This is a genomic window from Burkholderia sp. KL41 (assembly GCF_057005415.2).
Window position 1 is genome coordinate 3058368 of the sequence record NZ_CM174446.1, and the last position, 13671, is coordinate 3072038.

A 13671-nucleotide genomic window follows, 5' to 3' on the forward strand; every position below is an offset into this window, starting at 1 on the left:
CCGCTTACAGGCAGACGGGTTCGGGCTCGAGCTCGACGCCGAAATGCGCGCGCACGTCGGCCTGGATCGCCCGCGCCAGCGCGAGCACGTCGGCGCCCGTCGCGCCGCCGCGATTGACGAGCACGAGCGCCTGGCGGTCGTGCACGGCCGCCGCGCCCAGCACGCGCCCCTTCCAGCCGCAGCGGTCGATCAGCCAGCCGGCCGCGAGCTTGACCTGGCCATCCGGCTGCGGATACGACACGATCTCGGGCGTGCGGGCGCGCAGCGCATCGAATTGCGCGGCATCGATCACCGGATTCTTGAAGAAGCTGCCCGCGTTGCCGAGGACGAGCGGATCGGGCAGCTTCGCGCGGCGGATCGCGACGACGGCGTCGAACACGTCACGCGGCGCAGCCGCATCGGGTGCGATGCCACGGGCGTCGAGTTCGCGCGTGACGTCCGCGTAGCCGAGCCGCGGCGCCCATTGCTTCGGCAGCCGGAACGTCACCGACACGATCGCGAACCGGCCAGCCCCTTCCCGCTTGAAGAAACTGTCGCGATAGCCGAACGCGCAGCGCGCGGCGTCGAAGCGCTCGCTGCGCCCGGTCGCCAGCTCGACCGCGACCAGCGAGTCGAAATACACCTTCATCTCGAGACCGTATGCGCCGATGTTCTGGATCGGCGCGGCGCCGACCGTACCCGGAATCAGCGCGAGGTTCTCGAGACCGGGCATCCCGTGCTCGAGCGTCCATGCGACGAATGCGTGCCAGTTCTCGCCGCCGCCGGCCTCGACGTACCAGGCATCGTCGTCCTCGCGCACGACGCGGCGGCCCTTGATTTCGTCGAGCAGCACGATACCGTCGAAATCGCGCGTGAACACGACGTTGCTGCCGCCGCCGAGCACGAGCCGCGGCAGGTTCGCGACGCGCGGGTCGCGATGGAGCGCCTCGAATTGCGACGCATGCGTGACGCGCGCGGCAAGGCGCGCGGTCGCGGCAATGCCGAACGTGTTGTGCGCGGCGAGCGGATGGTCGGGAAGCAGCGACAGGGCGGAATCGTCAGGAGGCATCGGCATTCGCGGTCACGTCCGCCCGGGCGGCGCATGGCCGGCCTTGGGCAAACGGAGGGGCATCGGTAAAATGGCAAACAGTCCGCAATTATAGCGAGTGCCCGCGCGCGAGCCGGGCATCCGCATCTCAAGGGAGGAATGCCATGCCATCGTTCGACGTCGTTTCCGAAGCGAACATGATCGAAGTGAAGAACGCCATCGAGCAGTCGAACAAGGAAATTTCGACGCGCTTCGACTTCAAGGGCTCCGACGCGCGCGTCGAGCAGAAGGAGCGCGAGCTGACGCTGTTCGCCGATGACGATTTCAAGCTCGGCCAGGTCAAGGACGTGCTGATCGGCAAGCTGGCCAAGCGCAACGTCGACGTGCGCTTCCTCGACTACGGCAAGGTCGAGAAGATCGGCGGCGACAAGGTCAAGCAGATCGTCACCGTGAAGAAGGGCGTGACCGGCGATCTCGCGAAGAAGATCGTGCGGCTCGTGAAGGACAGCAAGATCAAGGTGCAGGCGAGCATCCAGGGCGACGCGGTGCGCGTGTCGGGCACGAAGCGCGACGACCTGCAGAGCACGATCGCGATGCTGCGCAAGGACGTGACCGACACGCCGCTCGACTTCAACAACTTCCGCGACTGATCGCCGGACGATCCGTCACGTCATCCTGCCGGGCCCCGCACACGCGGCGCGCCCGGCGTGTGGCAAGCGCCGCGCCTTCTCAGGCCTTGCCGCCGTCCTGCGCGCCGCCATCCGCGGCCGCCTTCTTCTTGTCACCGATCCGGCTCTCCTGCCCCGCCAGCAACTTCGAAATGTTGCCGCGGTGACGCCACACGAGCAGCACGCTCATCGCGAGCACGGCCCACGCGACCGGGTTGTGGCCCGTGCCGAACAGGAACACGTCGAACACCGGCGCGAACACGGCCGCCACCAGCGCCGCGAGCGACGAATAGCGGAAGAAGAACGCGACGATCAGCCAGGTGAGCGCAGTCGCGAGCCCGAGCACCGGGTGCACGGCGAGCAGCACGCCAGCTGCGGTCGCGACGCCCTTGCCGCCCTGGAAGCGGAAGAACACCGGATACAGGTGACCGAGGAACACGGCGATCGCGACCCATGCGACCGCGACGTCGGGCAGGCCGAAGTGGCGGGCGAGCCAGACAGCAATCCAGCCCTTGAACGCATCGCCGACGAGCGTCAGGATCGCGGCCTTCTTGTTGCCGCTGCGCAGCACGTTGGTCGCGCCGGGATTCTTCGACCCGTACGAACGCGGGTCGGCCAGGCCCATCGCGCCGCTGACGACGACGGCGAACGACACCGAACCGATCAGGTAGGCAACGAGGGCGGCGAGCAGGATCTGCATGCGGTGGACTCTTCTTTCAACGTATCGGTAAAGGGACGGCTGCGCGGCAAGCCCGCAAGCCGAAACGGCGCCCATTCTACCGAACGGGCGCGGCCTGCCACGAAGGTGAAACCCTCAGTCGACACTGGCGCACTGTACGGGCTGCGCGCCGAGCAGCGACGTGAGCACGGCCGGCGCGAGACTGACGAGGTAGCCGCGGCGGCCGCCGTTCAGGTAGATCGTCGGCAGTTCGAGGATCGTCTCCTCGACGTAGACGGGCATCGTCTTGCGCGTGCCGAACGGCGACGTGCCGCCGACGAGATAGCCCGAATGGCGGTTCGCGACCTCGGGCTTGCACGGTTCGACGCGCTTCGCGCCGATCTGCCGTGCGAGGTTCTTCGTCGATACCGTGCGGTCACCGTGCATCAGCACGATCAGCGGCTTCGCGTGCTCGTCTTCCATCACGAGCGTCTTCACGACGCTGTGCTCGTCGACGCCGAGCTGGCGCGCCGATTCGCCGGTGCCGCCGTGCTCGACGTAGTCGTACGGATGCTCGCCGAACGCCACGCCGTGGCGGCGCAACAGCTGGGTGGCAGGGGTTTCGGACACGTGTCTGGATTTGCTCATGGCGGCATTTTAATGGTGAACGACCGGCTGGCGCGCAATCGCGCCCTTCGGCGCTTGGGCCCTCGCACCCGCGCCGGCGGTATACTCGCGGCCCGTTTTCCGCCGGGCGGCCTGCTGCGTCGCCGCAGCGATTCCGTCCATCATCATTGCGGACATCGCGAAGCGCTATTGCCCGAATGGCCGATTGTGGCGCACGCGCCGTCATGGCACGATCGTTCGCCAACCTCGTCGGCCGCCGCCCGCCCCTTTTCTGGAGACGCCATGTCCTCGCCCCTCCGTTCTTCCGAGCCGCTCGACGTCGATGCACTGCTCGCCGCGCTGCCCCGCCGCATCGCCGACGTGCCCGCACGCCGGGCCGCCCAGGCGCCCGAGCATCCGGCGCTGATCGAGGACGCACGCCGGCTGTCGTACGGCGACCTGTCGCAAGCCGTCGATGCGGCGGCCGCGCTGCTCGCCGGCCTCGGCGTGCAAGGCGGCGACCGCGTGATGATCGTCGCCGAAAACTGCGTCGCGCAGATCGTGCTGCTGTTCGCGGTCGCCCGCCTCGACGCGTGGGCGCTCGTGTCGAACGCGCGATTGTCGGCCGGCGAACTCGACGCGATCGCCGCGCACGCGCGCCCGAAGCTGATCGCGTTCACCACCGACGTATCGCCTGACGCACGCACGCATGCCGCGCGGCACGGCGCGACACCTGCCGGCGCACTGCCGGTCGACATCGGCGCGTGGTCGTATCGCGTCGACGCCAGCGCGCCGGGCGAACCGGTTGCCGCCGACGGCGCCGCGCAATGCGCGGCACTGATCTATACGACCGGCACGACCGGTACGCCGAAAGGCGTGATGCTGTCGCATCGCAACCTGCTGTTCATCGCGGCGACGTCGAGCGCGCTGCGCCGCGTGTCGCCCGACGACGTCGTCTACACGGTGCTGCCCGTGTCGCACGTGTACGGGCTCGCGTCGGTCTGCCTCGGCAGCCTGTACGCGGGCGCGACGCTGCGGCTTGCGCCGCGCTTCTCGCCGGAAGCCGTGCGCGTCGCGCTCGCCGACGAAGGCGTCACGATCTTTCAGGGCGTGCCCGCGATGCACGCGAAGCTGCTCGAACACCTGCACACGCACGGCCACGCATGGCACGCACCGCGCCTGCGCTTCGCGTATTCGGGCGGCTCGCCGCTCGACACGAACCTGAAGGCACGCGTCGAGCGCCTGTATGGCGTGCCGCTGCACAACGGCTACGGAATGACCGAGAGCAGCCCGACGATCACGCAGACACCGCTCGACGCGCCACGCACCGACAGCTCGGTCGGCGTGCCGATTCCCGGTGTGGAGATGCGGATCGTCGCACCGGACGGCACCGACGTGCCGCCCGGCGAAGTCGGCGAGATTCGCGTACGCGGGCCGAACGTGATGCTCGGCTACTACCGCAACGCGGACGCCACCCGCGCGACCGTGTCGCCGGACGGCTGGCTGAGCACCGGCGATCTCGCGCGGCAGGAGGCGGACGGCGCGGTAACGATCGCGGGTCGCAGCAAGGAGCTGATCATCCGCTCGGGCTTCAACGTCTATCCGGTCGAAGTCGAGCAGGTGCTGAACGCGCACCCTGACGTCGTGCAGGCGGCCGTCATCGGCCGTGCGGTCGAAGGCAACGAGGAAGTGCTCGCGTTCGTCGAACGGGTGCCCGGTGCGACCGCCGACGAAGCGGCGCTGCACGCATGGTGTGCGGAGCGGCTCGCGCCTTACAAACGCCCCGCACATATCCGCGTCCTCGACGCGTTGCCGGCCGCATCGACGGGCAAGGTGCTGAAGCACAAGCTGCGCGAGCTGGTCTGACGCAGGCAGGCCGGTACGCGCACCGGGGCCTGCGCAGCGAAACGTGCGCTAACCGCGCGGATGGTGTTGCGCGTGCAGCGTCTTCAACCGCTCGCGCGCGACGTGCGTATAGATCTGCGTGGTCGAGATGTCGCTGTGACCGAGCAGCAATTGCACGACACGCAGGTCGGCGCCGTGGTTCAGCAGGTGCGTCGCGAACGCATGCCGCAGCGTGTGCGGCGACAGGTGGGCGCGCACGTCCGCGTGCTGCGCGTGACGCTTGATGATGTTCCAGAACTGCTGGCGCGTCATCCCGTCGCCGCGTGCGGTCACGAACAGCGCGTCGGCCGCGCGCGCGCCGAGCAGCGCCGGCCGCGCATCGCGCAGATAGCGCTCGATCCAGCCGTGCGCGACTTCGCCGAACGGCACGAGCCGCTCCTTCGAGCCCTTGCCCATCACGCGCACGACGCCCTCGTTGAGCCCGACCTCGACGGTCTTCAACGTCACGAGTTCGCTCACGCGCAATCCGCTCGCATACATCAGCTCGAGCATCGTGCGATCGCGCAGGCCAAGCGGCGTGCCGATATCCGGCGCGCCGAGCAGCGCCTCGACCTGCGCCTCCGACAACGTCGACGGAAACCGGGCCGCCTGTTTCGCGGACGAGATCCGCAGCGTCGGGTCGGCGCTCGCGCGATGCTCGCGCACGGCCCAGCCGTAATAGCGCCGGAACACGGACAGCCGCCGGTTCGACGATGTCGCCTTGCCGTCGCTGCGCGCGGCGATGTAGCCCGTCACCATCGCTTCGTCGACCGAATCGAGCGACGTGTCGTGGGTCGCGGCCAGCCATTGGGAAAACAGCACCAGATCGCGCCGGTAAGCCTCGAGCGTGTTGCGTGCGAGCCCGTGCTCGAGCCACAGCGCATCGCAAAACACGTCGATCGATGCGCGGCTCGCGAGCAGCGCGGGGGACGCCGCGGCGGCATCGCCGTCGGCTTCGGGGGAAATCAGCGATTCACTCATCAGTACGGCACGCCCTCGTGCGCCAGCAGCCAGCGCTTCACTTTCTGGTAATACCCGTTGTCGTCGTGGTTCGCGAAACCGCCGAGGCCGCCCGCCGCGACGACCCGATGGCACGGGATCACGAGCGGGAAGTAGTTCGCGCCGCACGCCTGGCCGACCGCGCGCGGCGCGCTGCCGATCCGCTTCGCGACCTGGCCGTAGGTCAGCACCGTGCCGGGCGGGATATCGCTGATCACGTCCCACACGCGGTGCTGGAACGCGCTGCCGACCTCGGCGAGCGGCAGGTCGAAGCGCGCCGACGCGCGCGCGAAGTAACGTTCGATCTGCTTGACCGCGCGCTTCGCGAGCGGCGTATCCGGATCGACCGGCTTCACCGATTCGGGCAGATAGACGATCTCGCGCACCACCGCGGCATCCGTGCGGATGCCGACCTTGCCGAACGGTGCGTCGATGACTGCATTGAACATGGCCCTCTCCTGACCGATGGATGCACGCGGCAGCACCGCGCGCCGACGACACTTTACGCCGCCTTCACGCGGCACGCAGTGCCCATTCGACATGCTCGCGCACGACCGGCGACGGATCGTCGGCCCGCGCGCGCAACGCGTCGACGATCGCCTCGCGCGCCTGCGGCGCGAGCCGGTCCTCACCCGCGCGCAGCGCGTTGCCGAGCCCGACCGCGAGATTGCGCAGCCAGCTTTCGTAGCCGATGCGCCGGATCGCACTGCCCTGCATTCGCGTATCGAACGTGTCCGCATCCCACGCGAACAGCTCGACGAGCGTCGCGCGGTCGAGGCCGTGCCGCACGTCGAAATCGGCGACGGGCGCGGCCTGCGCGAACTTGTTCCATGGGCACACGAGCTGGCAATCGTCGCAGCCGTACACGCGATTGCCGATCATCGGCCGCAGCGGCTCGGGGATGCTGCCTTTCAGTTCGATCGTCAGGTACGAGATGCAGCGGCGCGCGTCGACGCGGTACGGCTCGACGATCGCGCCGGTCGGGCATGCGTCGATGCAGCGCGTGCAACTGCCGCAGTGGGCGCCGGGCGTCTCGGGCGCGGTGTCGGGCGACGTGTGCGCGTCGGTCGGCAGCGGAACGTCGACGTAGATCTCGCCGAGGAAGAACAGCGAACCCGCATCGCGCTGCAACAGCAGCGTGTGCTTGCCGCGCCAGCCGACGCCGGCCTTCTGCGCGAGTTCGACCTCGAGCACGGGCGCCGAATCGGTGAACACGCGGTAGCCGAACGCGCCGATCGCCTGCTCGATGCGCTCGGCGAGCGTCTGCAGCCGGTTGCGCAGCACCTTGTGATAGTCGCGGCCGCGCGCATAGATCGACACGACGGCCGCCTGCGGATCGTCGAGCCGGGCCCGTTCGCGCGCGCGCCAGTCGTGCGGCACGAGTGCACCGGGCGCACCGTCAGCGAGTGTTTGGGCCGGCAGATAGGCGAGCCGCGCGGAGATCACGCGTCGCGTACCGGCCACAAGTTCGGCCGGACGCGCGCGTTTCATCCCATGTTTCGCCATATAATCCATTTCGCCGTGGTATCCGGCTTCCAGCCAGGCGGCGAGGCCTGCTTCGGCATCCGAGAGATCGGTATCGCTGATGCCGATCGCCCCGAAACCCAATTCGCGCCCCCACGCCCTGATGCGCGCGGCGAGCGCAGTCAACGCCGCATCGTCGAGCGCGCACGGTGCCGCGCCTTCGGCACGAGTCGAAGGCCTGTCGGATGCGGCGAGTTCCGGTAATCGGTTCATCGCACTATTTTACGAGAATGCCAGCCACGCCCAGCCAACCGCCTCACGACGCCATGCTGCCCGCCCTGCTCGCGGAGCGCGTGATCGCGCTCGCCGACGAAGCGGCGACCGAGGCCTTCGGCACCCGCTTCGCGCACGCGCTCGACGCGGCGCGCACCGAGCTCGCCCGCGCGCATGCATTCGACGGGCTGCAGATCCAGCTGGTCGGCGACCTCGGCGCGGGCAAGACGTCCCTCGTGCGCGCCATCCTGCGCGGCCTCGGCCACACGGGGCGCGTGCGCAGCCCGACCTATACGCTCGTCGAGCCGTACGCACTCGAACGCGAGGATGGGGAACTCGAGGTCTATCACTTCGATCTGTATCGTTTCAACGATCCGGCCGAATGGTCCGACGCAGGCTTTCGCGAATATTTCAATTCCAGCGCGATCTGCCTCGTCGAATGGCCACAACAGGCGGGCACGCTGCTCGGCGTACCCGATCTGGTTTTCTCGCTCGACGTGGATGGCGACGGCCGCGTCCTCACCGTCCGGGCGTACAGCGCTTCAGGAAAGGCATGTCTCGAAAGATGTTGATCAAACCGTTCCGCTCGATCGAATCGGCGGCCACCGCGACGCACAACTGGCGGCGTCGCCAGATCCTGCGCGCGGGCGCGTCGACGCTGGTGCTCGGTCTCGTCGCGCCGCGGCTCGCGCACGCGTCGTCGGTGCTCGGCGTGCGCGTGTGGCCCGCACGCGATTACACGCGCGTCACGATCGAATCCGACCAGCCGCTGCAGAATACCCAACAGCTGCTGCAGGGTCCCGACCGCCTCGTCGTCGACCTGAGCGGCCTCGATCTCGACCAGGCGCTGCGCGATCTCGTGTCGAAGATCGCGCCGAACGATCCGCAGATCCAGTCGGTGCGCGTCGGCCAGTATCAGCCGCACGTCGTGCGGATGGTGTTCGACCTGAAAGGTTCGGTGAAGCCGCAGGTGTTCACGCTGCCGCCGGTCGGCGCCTACAAGTACCGGCTCGTGTTCGACCTGTATCCGGCCGTCGCGCCCGATCCGCTGTCCGACCTGATCGCGCAGACGGAACGCAAGGAACAGGCGCTCAACGACTCCGCGCGCGCGCAGCAGATGCAGCCGCCGTCCACGCTGGCCGGCCCGGGCACCCCGCCGCCCGCCGCGGGCGACAACAGCGATGCGTTCTTCCAGCGCTTCGCGCAGAACACGCCGGCCACGCCGCACACGCCGCCCGCCGCCGGCACGCCTTCGACGCCCGCGAAGCCGGCCGTCAAGCCGCCGCCGGTCATCGCGCGCCGCGACGACAGCGACGACGACGGCGACACCTACAAGTTCACCGCACCGAAATCCGGCAAGGGCGGCACCGTGCGCCTGCTGACGGTGGCGATCGATCCGGGCCACGGCGGCGAGGATCCGGGCGCGATCGGCGGCGGCGGCACGTACGAGAAGCACATCGCGCTCGACATCGCGAAGAAGCTGCGCGCGAAGATCGACGCCGCGCCGAACATGCGCGCGATGATGACGCGCGACGCCGACTTCTTCGTGCCGCTGAACGTGCGCGTGCAGAAGGCGCGCCGCGTGGGCGCGGATCTCTTCGTGTCGATCCATGCGGACGCGTTCACGACGCCGTCCGCGCGCGGCTCGTCGGTGTTCGCATTGTCCGATCACGGCGCGACGAGCGCCGCGGCGCGCTGGATGGCGAACAAGGAAAATTCGTCCGACCTGATCGGCGGCATCAACATCAAGACGGCGGATGCGGCCGTGAACCGCGCGCTGTTCGACATGTCGACGACCGCGCAGATCCGCGACTCGCTGCGCTACGGCAACTACGTGCTGAAGGAAGTCGGCGGCATCAACAAGCTGCACAAGGGCTCGGTCGAACAGGCCGGGTTCGCGGTGCTGAAGGCCCCCGACATTCCGTCGATCCTCGTCGAGACCGCGTTCATCAGCAACCCGGAAGAGGAGAGCCGGCTGAACGACGACAGCTATCGCGACCAGATGGCCGACGCGATCTTCCGCGGCATCAAGCGTTATTTCGCCGCGAACCCGCCGCTCGCGAAGAGCCGGATGGCCTGACGGCCCGACGGCCGTATCCAGCCATACTCGGCCACCCCGCCCCGCCGCCGGCACGTAGCGCGTGCCGGCGCGTCACGATGCCGCGAAGCGGCGCATCAGTTTCCCGCCGAACACGTTCACCGCGAGGCCGCCCATCACGAGCGCCGTGCCGATCAGCTGCGCGCGCGTCAGATGCTCGTCGAGCAGCAGCGCCGACGAAGCCAGGCCGACGATCGGCACCAGCAGCGAGAATTGCGCGACCTGCGCGGCCGGATAGCGCGACAGCAGGCGGCTCCAGAGCCCGTAGCCAAGCAGCGTCGCGACGAACGCGAGATAGACGACCGCGAAGATCGACGCCCCGTTCAGCCCGGCGAGCGCGGTCGCGATCCGTTGCGGCCCTTCGAACCACAGCGACAGCAGGAAGAACGGCACGGGCGGCACGAGGCTCGCCCACACGACGAGCGACACGAGGTTCGCTTTCCCGACCTTCTTCGTGACGATGTTGCCGAACGCCCACATCGCGGCCGAACAGATCGTCAGCAGAAAGCCCGCGAGCGTCATTGCGCGGCCGCCCTGCGCCGCGATCACGACGAGCCCGCCCGCGGCGATCGCGAGCCCGAGCAGGTTCTGCATGCGCAGCCGCTCGCCGAGGAACAGCATCGCGAACACGAGCGTGAAGAATGCCTGCGACTGCAGCACGAGCGACGCGAGGCCGGCCGGCATGCCGACGTACATGCCGGTGAACAGGAACACGAACTGGCCGAGCTGGATCGTCGCGCCGTACAGCACCAGCAGGCGCCACGGAATCTGCGGCCGGCGCACGAAGAACACGGCGGGCACGGCCGCGAGCGTGAAGCGCAGCGCGCCGAGCAGCATCGGCGGCATGCCGTGCAGGCCGACCTTGATCACGACGAAGTTCACGCCCCACGCCAGAATCACGATCAGCGCAAGCAGCAAGTCCTTCGGGGCCATCATCGGCGTCTCCTCGATTGTCGAATCGTTGTGCAAGGTGCTCTCGAGCCCTGTCGCTTTGCGCCAGGCGCCCGAGGAGGCGATCCCCCAAAGGGACTGCCTGCGGGGCAAAAAATACCGGGGCGGCCCGGCGTTTTCCCGGGAAGCCGGTCAGTCTACCGGGTTTCGGCACCCGGCCCGATACCCGCGCGGCGCGAATGGAATCGGCGGCGGACGGCCAGTACAATGACCGGCATCTCCCCCGCCACCCCACAGGATCCGCCATGACCGCCCCGATCAAAGCCCTGCTGAAGCCGCACGTGCGCGACATCGGCAACCTGCAGGTGCGCCGCACGCTGCCCGCACTCGCCGCGCGCCTCGTCGGCCCGTTCATCTTCTTCGATCACATGGGACCCGCCACGCTGCCGCCCGGCACGGGGCTCGACGTGCGCCCGCACCCGCACATCGGTCTGGCCACCGTCACCTACCTGTTCGACGGCGCGATCCTGCACCGCGACAGCCTCGGATCGCTGCAGGAGATCGTGCCGGGCGACGTGAACTGGATGACGGCCGGCCGTGGAATCGTCCACTCCGAACGCACGCCCGACGCGCAGCGCGAAAACGGCCACACCGTGCACGGGATCCAGACCTGGGTTGCGCTGCCGCGCGCGCACGAGACGACCGAGCCGTCGTTCGAGCACCATCCGGCCGACACGCTGCCGAAGCGCAACGAGGACGGCGTGTCGCTGACGGTGATCGCCGGCGATGCGTTCGGGCTGCGCTCACCGGTCACGACGTTCTCGCGCACGCTGTATGTCGCAGCCGAATTCGCGGCCGGCGGCCGCCTCGAACTCGACGCGTCGCACGAGGAGCGCGCGGTCTACGTGGTCGACGGCGAGCTCGCGATCGACGGCACGCCGGTGCCCGCCGAGCAGATGGCCGTGCTCGCGCCCGGTGCCGCCGTCACGCTGACGAGCGGCAGCGGCGCGCGCGCGATGCTGCTCGGCGGCGACAAGATCGACGGCGAACGCTTCATCGAATGGAACTTCGTCGCCAGCAGCCGCGAGGCGATCGAACGCGCGAAAGAAGCATGGACGCGCCAGGAAATGGGCAAGGTGCCGGGCGAGACCGAGTGGATTCCGCTGCCCGAGTCGAAGCCGCGTTGAAAAAGGGGCGCTCCGCCCCCATCCTGACGACATTCGAACGAAAGAGAACGACATGGACACCACGCTTGCCACATTCGAGAAAGACGTCATCGAGGCGTCGCTGGACGCCCCCGTGCTGGTCGACTTCTGGGCGCCGTGGTGCGGCCCGTGCAAGACGCTCGGCCCGCTGCTGGAAAAACTCGAAGGCGACTACGAAGGCCGCTGGAAGCTCGTGAAGGTCAACGTCGACGAGAACCAGGAACTCGCCGCGCACTTCCAGACCCGCAGCATCCCGCACGTGATCGCGTTCGCCGACGGGCGCCCGGTCGACCAGTTCGTCGGCGTGCTGCCCGAAGGCCAGCTGCGCGCCTTTCTCGACCGGCTGCTGCCGGCCCCCGAGGAAGCCGAACGGCGCGCCGCGCAATACGCGATGGCCGAAGAGCGCCACGACGACGCGCTCACGCACCTCGAGGCAGCGCTCGCGCTGAATCCCGGCTTCGACGACGCACGCCTCGACCTGATCGAACTGCTGCTCGCGAGCAACCAGGTCGACGCCGCGCGCGCCGAGACGGAACGCCTGTCGCCGCAGACCGTGCAAGGCGGCGACCCGCGCTACCAGGCGATCAAGACTCGTTTCGACGCCCTCGAAGCCACGGCCGACCTGCCGCCGACCGACGCACTCGAAGCGCGCATCGCGGCCAACCCGGCCGATCTCGACGCGCGCTTCGATCTCGCGCAGAGCCTGATCGCGCGGCGTGCGTATGAAGGGGCGCTGGAGCAGTTGCTGGAAATCGTCACGCGCGACCGCACGTACGGCGACGATCTCGGCCGCCGCACGATGATCTCGGTATTCGAGCTGGCCGGCGACCGCCCGGACCTCGTCGCCGGGTGGCGGCGCAAGCTGAGCATGGCGCTCAACTGAGAGACGACCGGCCGGGCCGCAACGGCCCGGCTGCGTAACAGCCCGACCACGTAACGGCCCGACTGCGCAACAGCCCCGCATCGCATGCGGCGCGCATCACGCGCTGCGGCATCGCGCCGGCGCCCGCGCCCGCGTGTCGCCCGCTCAGCCGGCGGCCTGCGCCGCGATCGCGCGCAGCGCATGCGCGGCGGCCGCGAAGCCGAAGCTCGCGGTCACGCACACGCTCGAACCGAATCCCGCACAGTTGAGCCCCGCGACGTGCGCGGCCGCGGACGGCTCCGCGCCGTCCTCGAGATCGCAGGCGGCCGCTTCCGGATAGATCAGCGGCTCGTCCGAATACACGGCGCTGACCTTGAAACGCGCTTTCGGCCCGCGCGGAAAGCCGTGCTGCTTGCGCAACTGCGCGCGCACCTTCGACAGCAGCGGATCCTGGATCGTCAGTGCGAGATCGTCGATCCGGATGCGCGTCGGGTCGAGCTGGCCGCCCGCGCCGCCGACCACGACGAGCGGCTGACGCTGCGCGACGCACCACGCGATCAGCGCGACCTTCGTGCGCACGCTGTCGATCGCGTCGACCACGTAGTCGAAACCGCCGCCGAGCAGCGCGTCGAAGTTGTCGGGCTCGACGAAATCCTCGATCCGGTTCACGCGGCACGCGGGATCGATCAGCGCGATCCGCTCGGCCATCGCGTCCACCTTCGGCTTGCCGTAATTGCCGTCGAGCGCGTGGATCTGCCGGTTCGTATTGCTTTCCGCGACGTTGTCGAGATCGATCAGCGTGAGCGTGCCGACCGCGTTGCGTGCGAGCGCCTCGGCCACCCACGACCCGACGCCGCCGATCCCGATCACCGCGACGTGCGCGCGCTCGAACGCGGCGGCGGCCGGCGCGCCGTACAGCCGCGCGACGCCGCCGAAGCGCCGCGCGCGATCCACGTCAAGCTGGATTTCCGGGGTCGGGGTAAGATCAGAAGAACTGGGCGGGGCGGTGTCGGCGGCGGGCATGGCAGCAAGGAAA

The 13671-nt window shown here is 69.0% G+C and carries 14 protein-coding genes; 6 read left to right on the plus strand and 8 right to left on the minus strand.

What is annotated here, in order from left to right; all coding sequences use genetic code 11:
• Window positions 1–4 precede the first annotated feature (4 nt).
• Window positions 5–1054 (minus strand): UDP-N-acetylmuramate dehydrogenase, encoded by a 1050-nt coding sequence (gene murB / locus PQB87_RS14415; protein ID WP_042977136.1) that lies wholly within the window; start codon window positions 1052–1054, stop codon window positions 5–7.
• 137 nt (window positions 1055–1191) lie between these two features.
• On the opposite strand from murB, the gene PQB87_RS14420 reads away from it, so the two are divergent.
• Window positions 1192–1677 carry a YajQ family cyclic di-GMP-binding protein gene (locus PQB87_RS14420; RefSeq protein WP_021162564.1) on the plus strand — a complete coding sequence of 162 codons (486 nt, stop codon included), beginning with the start codon at window positions 1192–1194 and terminating at the stop codon, window positions 1675–1677.
• 79 nt (window positions 1678–1756) lie between these two features.
• Here the strand turns inward: PQB87_RS14420 and plsY are convergent, their stop codons facing one another.
• Together plsY and ybaK are read right to left on the minus strand one after the other, a co-directional pair.
• Entirely contained in the window at window positions 1757–2395 is a 639-nt protein-coding gene (plsY, locus tag PQB87_RS14425; protein WP_059484351.1) for a glycerol-3-phosphate 1-O-acyltransferase PlsY, read from the minus strand.
• Between the two features lie 114 nt (window positions 2396–2509).
• The gene (ybaK, locus tag PQB87_RS14430; protein ID WP_042977134.1) at window positions 2510–3001 is read right to left on the minus strand and encodes a Cys-tRNA(Pro) deacylase; all 492 of its coding nucleotides are present in this window, start codon (window positions 2999–3001) and stop codon (window positions 2510–2512) included.
• 261 nt (window positions 3002–3262) lie between these two features.
• On the opposite strand from ybaK, the gene PQB87_RS14435 reads away from it, so the two are divergent.
• On the plus strand, window positions 3263–4825 hold the full coding sequence (locus tag PQB87_RS14435; protein ID WP_489242228.1) for a class I adenylate-forming enzyme family protein: 1563 nt from the start codon (window positions 3263–3265) through the stop codon (window positions 4823–4825).
• 48 nt (window positions 4826–4873) lie between these two features.
• On the opposite strand, the gene xerD is transcribed toward PQB87_RS14435, so the two are convergent.
• The 3 genes from xerD to queG all read right to left on the minus strand — a co-directional run bounded on the left by xerD (window position 4874) and on the right by queG (window position 7579).
• Window positions 4874–5824 (minus strand): site-specific tyrosine recombinase XerD, encoded by a 951-nt coding sequence (gene xerD / locus PQB87_RS14440; RefSeq protein ID WP_489242230.1) that lies wholly within the window; start codon window positions 5822–5824, stop codon window positions 4874–4876.
• On the minus strand, window positions 5824–6291 hold the full coding sequence (locus PQB87_RS14445) for a methylated-DNA--[protein]-cysteine S-methyltransferase (RefSeq protein ID WP_021162558.1): 468 nt from the start codon (window positions 6289–6291) through the stop codon (window positions 5824–5826). The genes xerD and PQB87_RS14445 overlap by 1 nt, the downstream gene beginning before the upstream one ends.
• A gap of 64 nt (window positions 6292–6355) precedes the next feature.
• The gene (gene queG, locus PQB87_RS14450; RefSeq protein ID WP_174416066.1) at window positions 6356–7579 is read right to left on the minus strand and encodes a tRNA epoxyqueuosine(34) reductase QueG; all 1224 of its coding nucleotides are present in this window, start codon (window positions 7577–7579) and stop codon (window positions 6356–6358) included.
• Window positions 7580–7596: 17 nt separating this feature from the next.
• Between queG and tsaE the strand changes: the two genes are divergently transcribed.
• Both tsaE and PQB87_RS14460 read left to right on the plus strand, forming a co-directional pair.
• On the plus strand, window positions 7597–8151 hold the full coding sequence (tsaE, locus tag PQB87_RS14455) for a tRNA (adenosine(37)-N6)-threonylcarbamoyltransferase complex ATPase subunit type 1 TsaE (RefSeq protein WP_048024926.1): 555 nt from the start codon (window positions 7597–7599) through the stop codon (window positions 8149–8151).
• The gene (locus PQB87_RS14460) at window positions 8133–9659 is read left to right on the plus strand and encodes an N-acetylmuramoyl-L-alanine amidase (protein WP_048024927.1); all 1527 of its coding nucleotides are present in this window, start codon (window positions 8133–8135) and stop codon (window positions 9657–9659) included. Before tsaE ends, PQB87_RS14460 begins: the two co-directional genes overlap by 19 nt.
• Before the next feature lie 72 nt (window positions 9660–9731).
• On the opposite strand, the gene PQB87_RS14465 is transcribed toward PQB87_RS14460, so the two are convergent.
• Window positions 9732–10610 carry an EamA family transporter gene (locus tag PQB87_RS14465; protein ID WP_489242847.1) on the minus strand — a complete coding sequence of 293 codons (879 nt, stop codon included), beginning with the start codon at window positions 10608–10610 and terminating at the stop codon, window positions 9732–9734.
• A gap of 263 nt (window positions 10611–10873) precedes the next feature.
• Here PQB87_RS14465 and PQB87_RS14470 point away from each other — a divergent pair, with 263 nt between their 5' ends.
• Together PQB87_RS14470 and trxA are read left to right on the plus strand one after the other, a co-directional pair.
• Window positions 10874–11755 (plus strand): pirin family protein, encoded by an 882-nt coding sequence (locus tag PQB87_RS14470; protein ID WP_021162553.1) that lies wholly within the window; start codon window positions 10874–10876, stop codon window positions 11753–11755.
• Between the two features lie 52 nt (window positions 11756–11807).
• The gene (gene trxA, locus PQB87_RS14475) at window positions 11808–12656 is read left to right on the plus strand and encodes a thioredoxin (RefSeq protein ID WP_059484357.1); all 849 of its coding nucleotides are present in this window, start codon (window positions 11808–11810) and stop codon (window positions 12654–12656) included.
• A gap of 144 nt (window positions 12657–12800) precedes the next feature.
• Here the strand turns inward: trxA and PQB87_RS14480 are convergent, their stop codons facing one another.
• The gene (locus PQB87_RS14480; RefSeq protein WP_489242234.1) at window positions 12801–13658 is read right to left on the minus strand and encodes a tRNA threonylcarbamoyladenosine dehydratase; all 858 of its coding nucleotides are present in this window, start codon (window positions 13656–13658) and stop codon (window positions 12801–12803) included.
• Window positions 13659–13671: the final 13 nt, after the last annotated feature.

Excerpts from the sequence above, each read along its gene's own strand:
- PQB87_RS14445 (WP_021162558.1), bottom strand. The coding sequence starts at position 6,291 with ATGTTCAATGCAGTCATCGACGCACCGTTCGGCAAGGTCGGCATCCGC.
- PQB87_RS14435 (WP_489242228.1), top strand. The coding sequence starts at position 3,263 with ATGTCCTCGCCCCTCCGTTCTTCCGAGCCGCTCGACGTCGATGCACTG.
- plsY (WP_059484351.1), bottom strand. The coding sequence starts at position 2,395 with ATGCAGATCCTGCTCGCCGCCCTCGTTGCCTACCTGATCGGTTCGGTG.
- PQB87_RS14465 (WP_489242847.1), bottom strand. The coding sequence starts at position 10,610 with ATGGCCCCGAAGGACTTGCTGCTTGCGCTGATCGTGATTCTGGCGTGG.
- trxA (WP_059484357.1), top strand. The coding sequence starts at position 11,808 with ATGGACACCACGCTTGCCACATTCGAGAAAGACGTCATCGAGGCGTCG.
- PQB87_RS14420 (WP_021162564.1), top strand. The coding sequence starts at position 1,192 with ATGCCATCGTTCGACGTCGTTTCCGAAGCGAACATGATCGAAGTGAAG.
- PQB87_RS14460 (WP_048024927.1), top strand. The coding sequence starts at position 8,133 with ATGTCTCGAAAGATGTTGATCAAACCGTTCCGCTCGATCGAATCGGCG.
- PQB87_RS14480 (WP_489242234.1), bottom strand. The coding sequence starts at position 13,658 with ATGCCCGCCGCCGACACCGCCCCGCCCAGTTCTTCTGATCTTACCCCG.
- tsaE (WP_048024926.1), top strand. The coding sequence starts at position 7,597 with ATGCCAGCCACGCCCAGCCAACCGCCTCACGACGCCATGCTGCCCGCC.
- PQB87_RS14470 (WP_021162553.1), top strand. The coding sequence starts at position 10,874 with ATGACCGCCCCGATCAAAGCCCTGCTGAAGCCGCACGTGCGCGACATC.
- murB (WP_042977136.1), bottom strand. The coding sequence starts at position 1,054 with ATGCCGATGCCTCCTGACGATTCCGCCCTGTCGCTGCTTCCCGACCAT.
- ybaK (WP_042977134.1), bottom strand. The coding sequence starts at position 3,001 with ATGAGCAAATCCAGACACGTGTCCGAAACCCCTGCCACCCAGCTGTTG.
- xerD (WP_489242230.1), bottom strand. The coding sequence starts at position 5,824 with ATGAGTGAATCGCTGATTTCCCCCGAAGCCGACGGCGATGCCGCCGCG.
- queG (WP_174416066.1), bottom strand. The coding sequence starts at position 7,579 with ATGAACCGATTACCGGAACTCGCCGCATCCGACAGGCCTTCGACTCGT.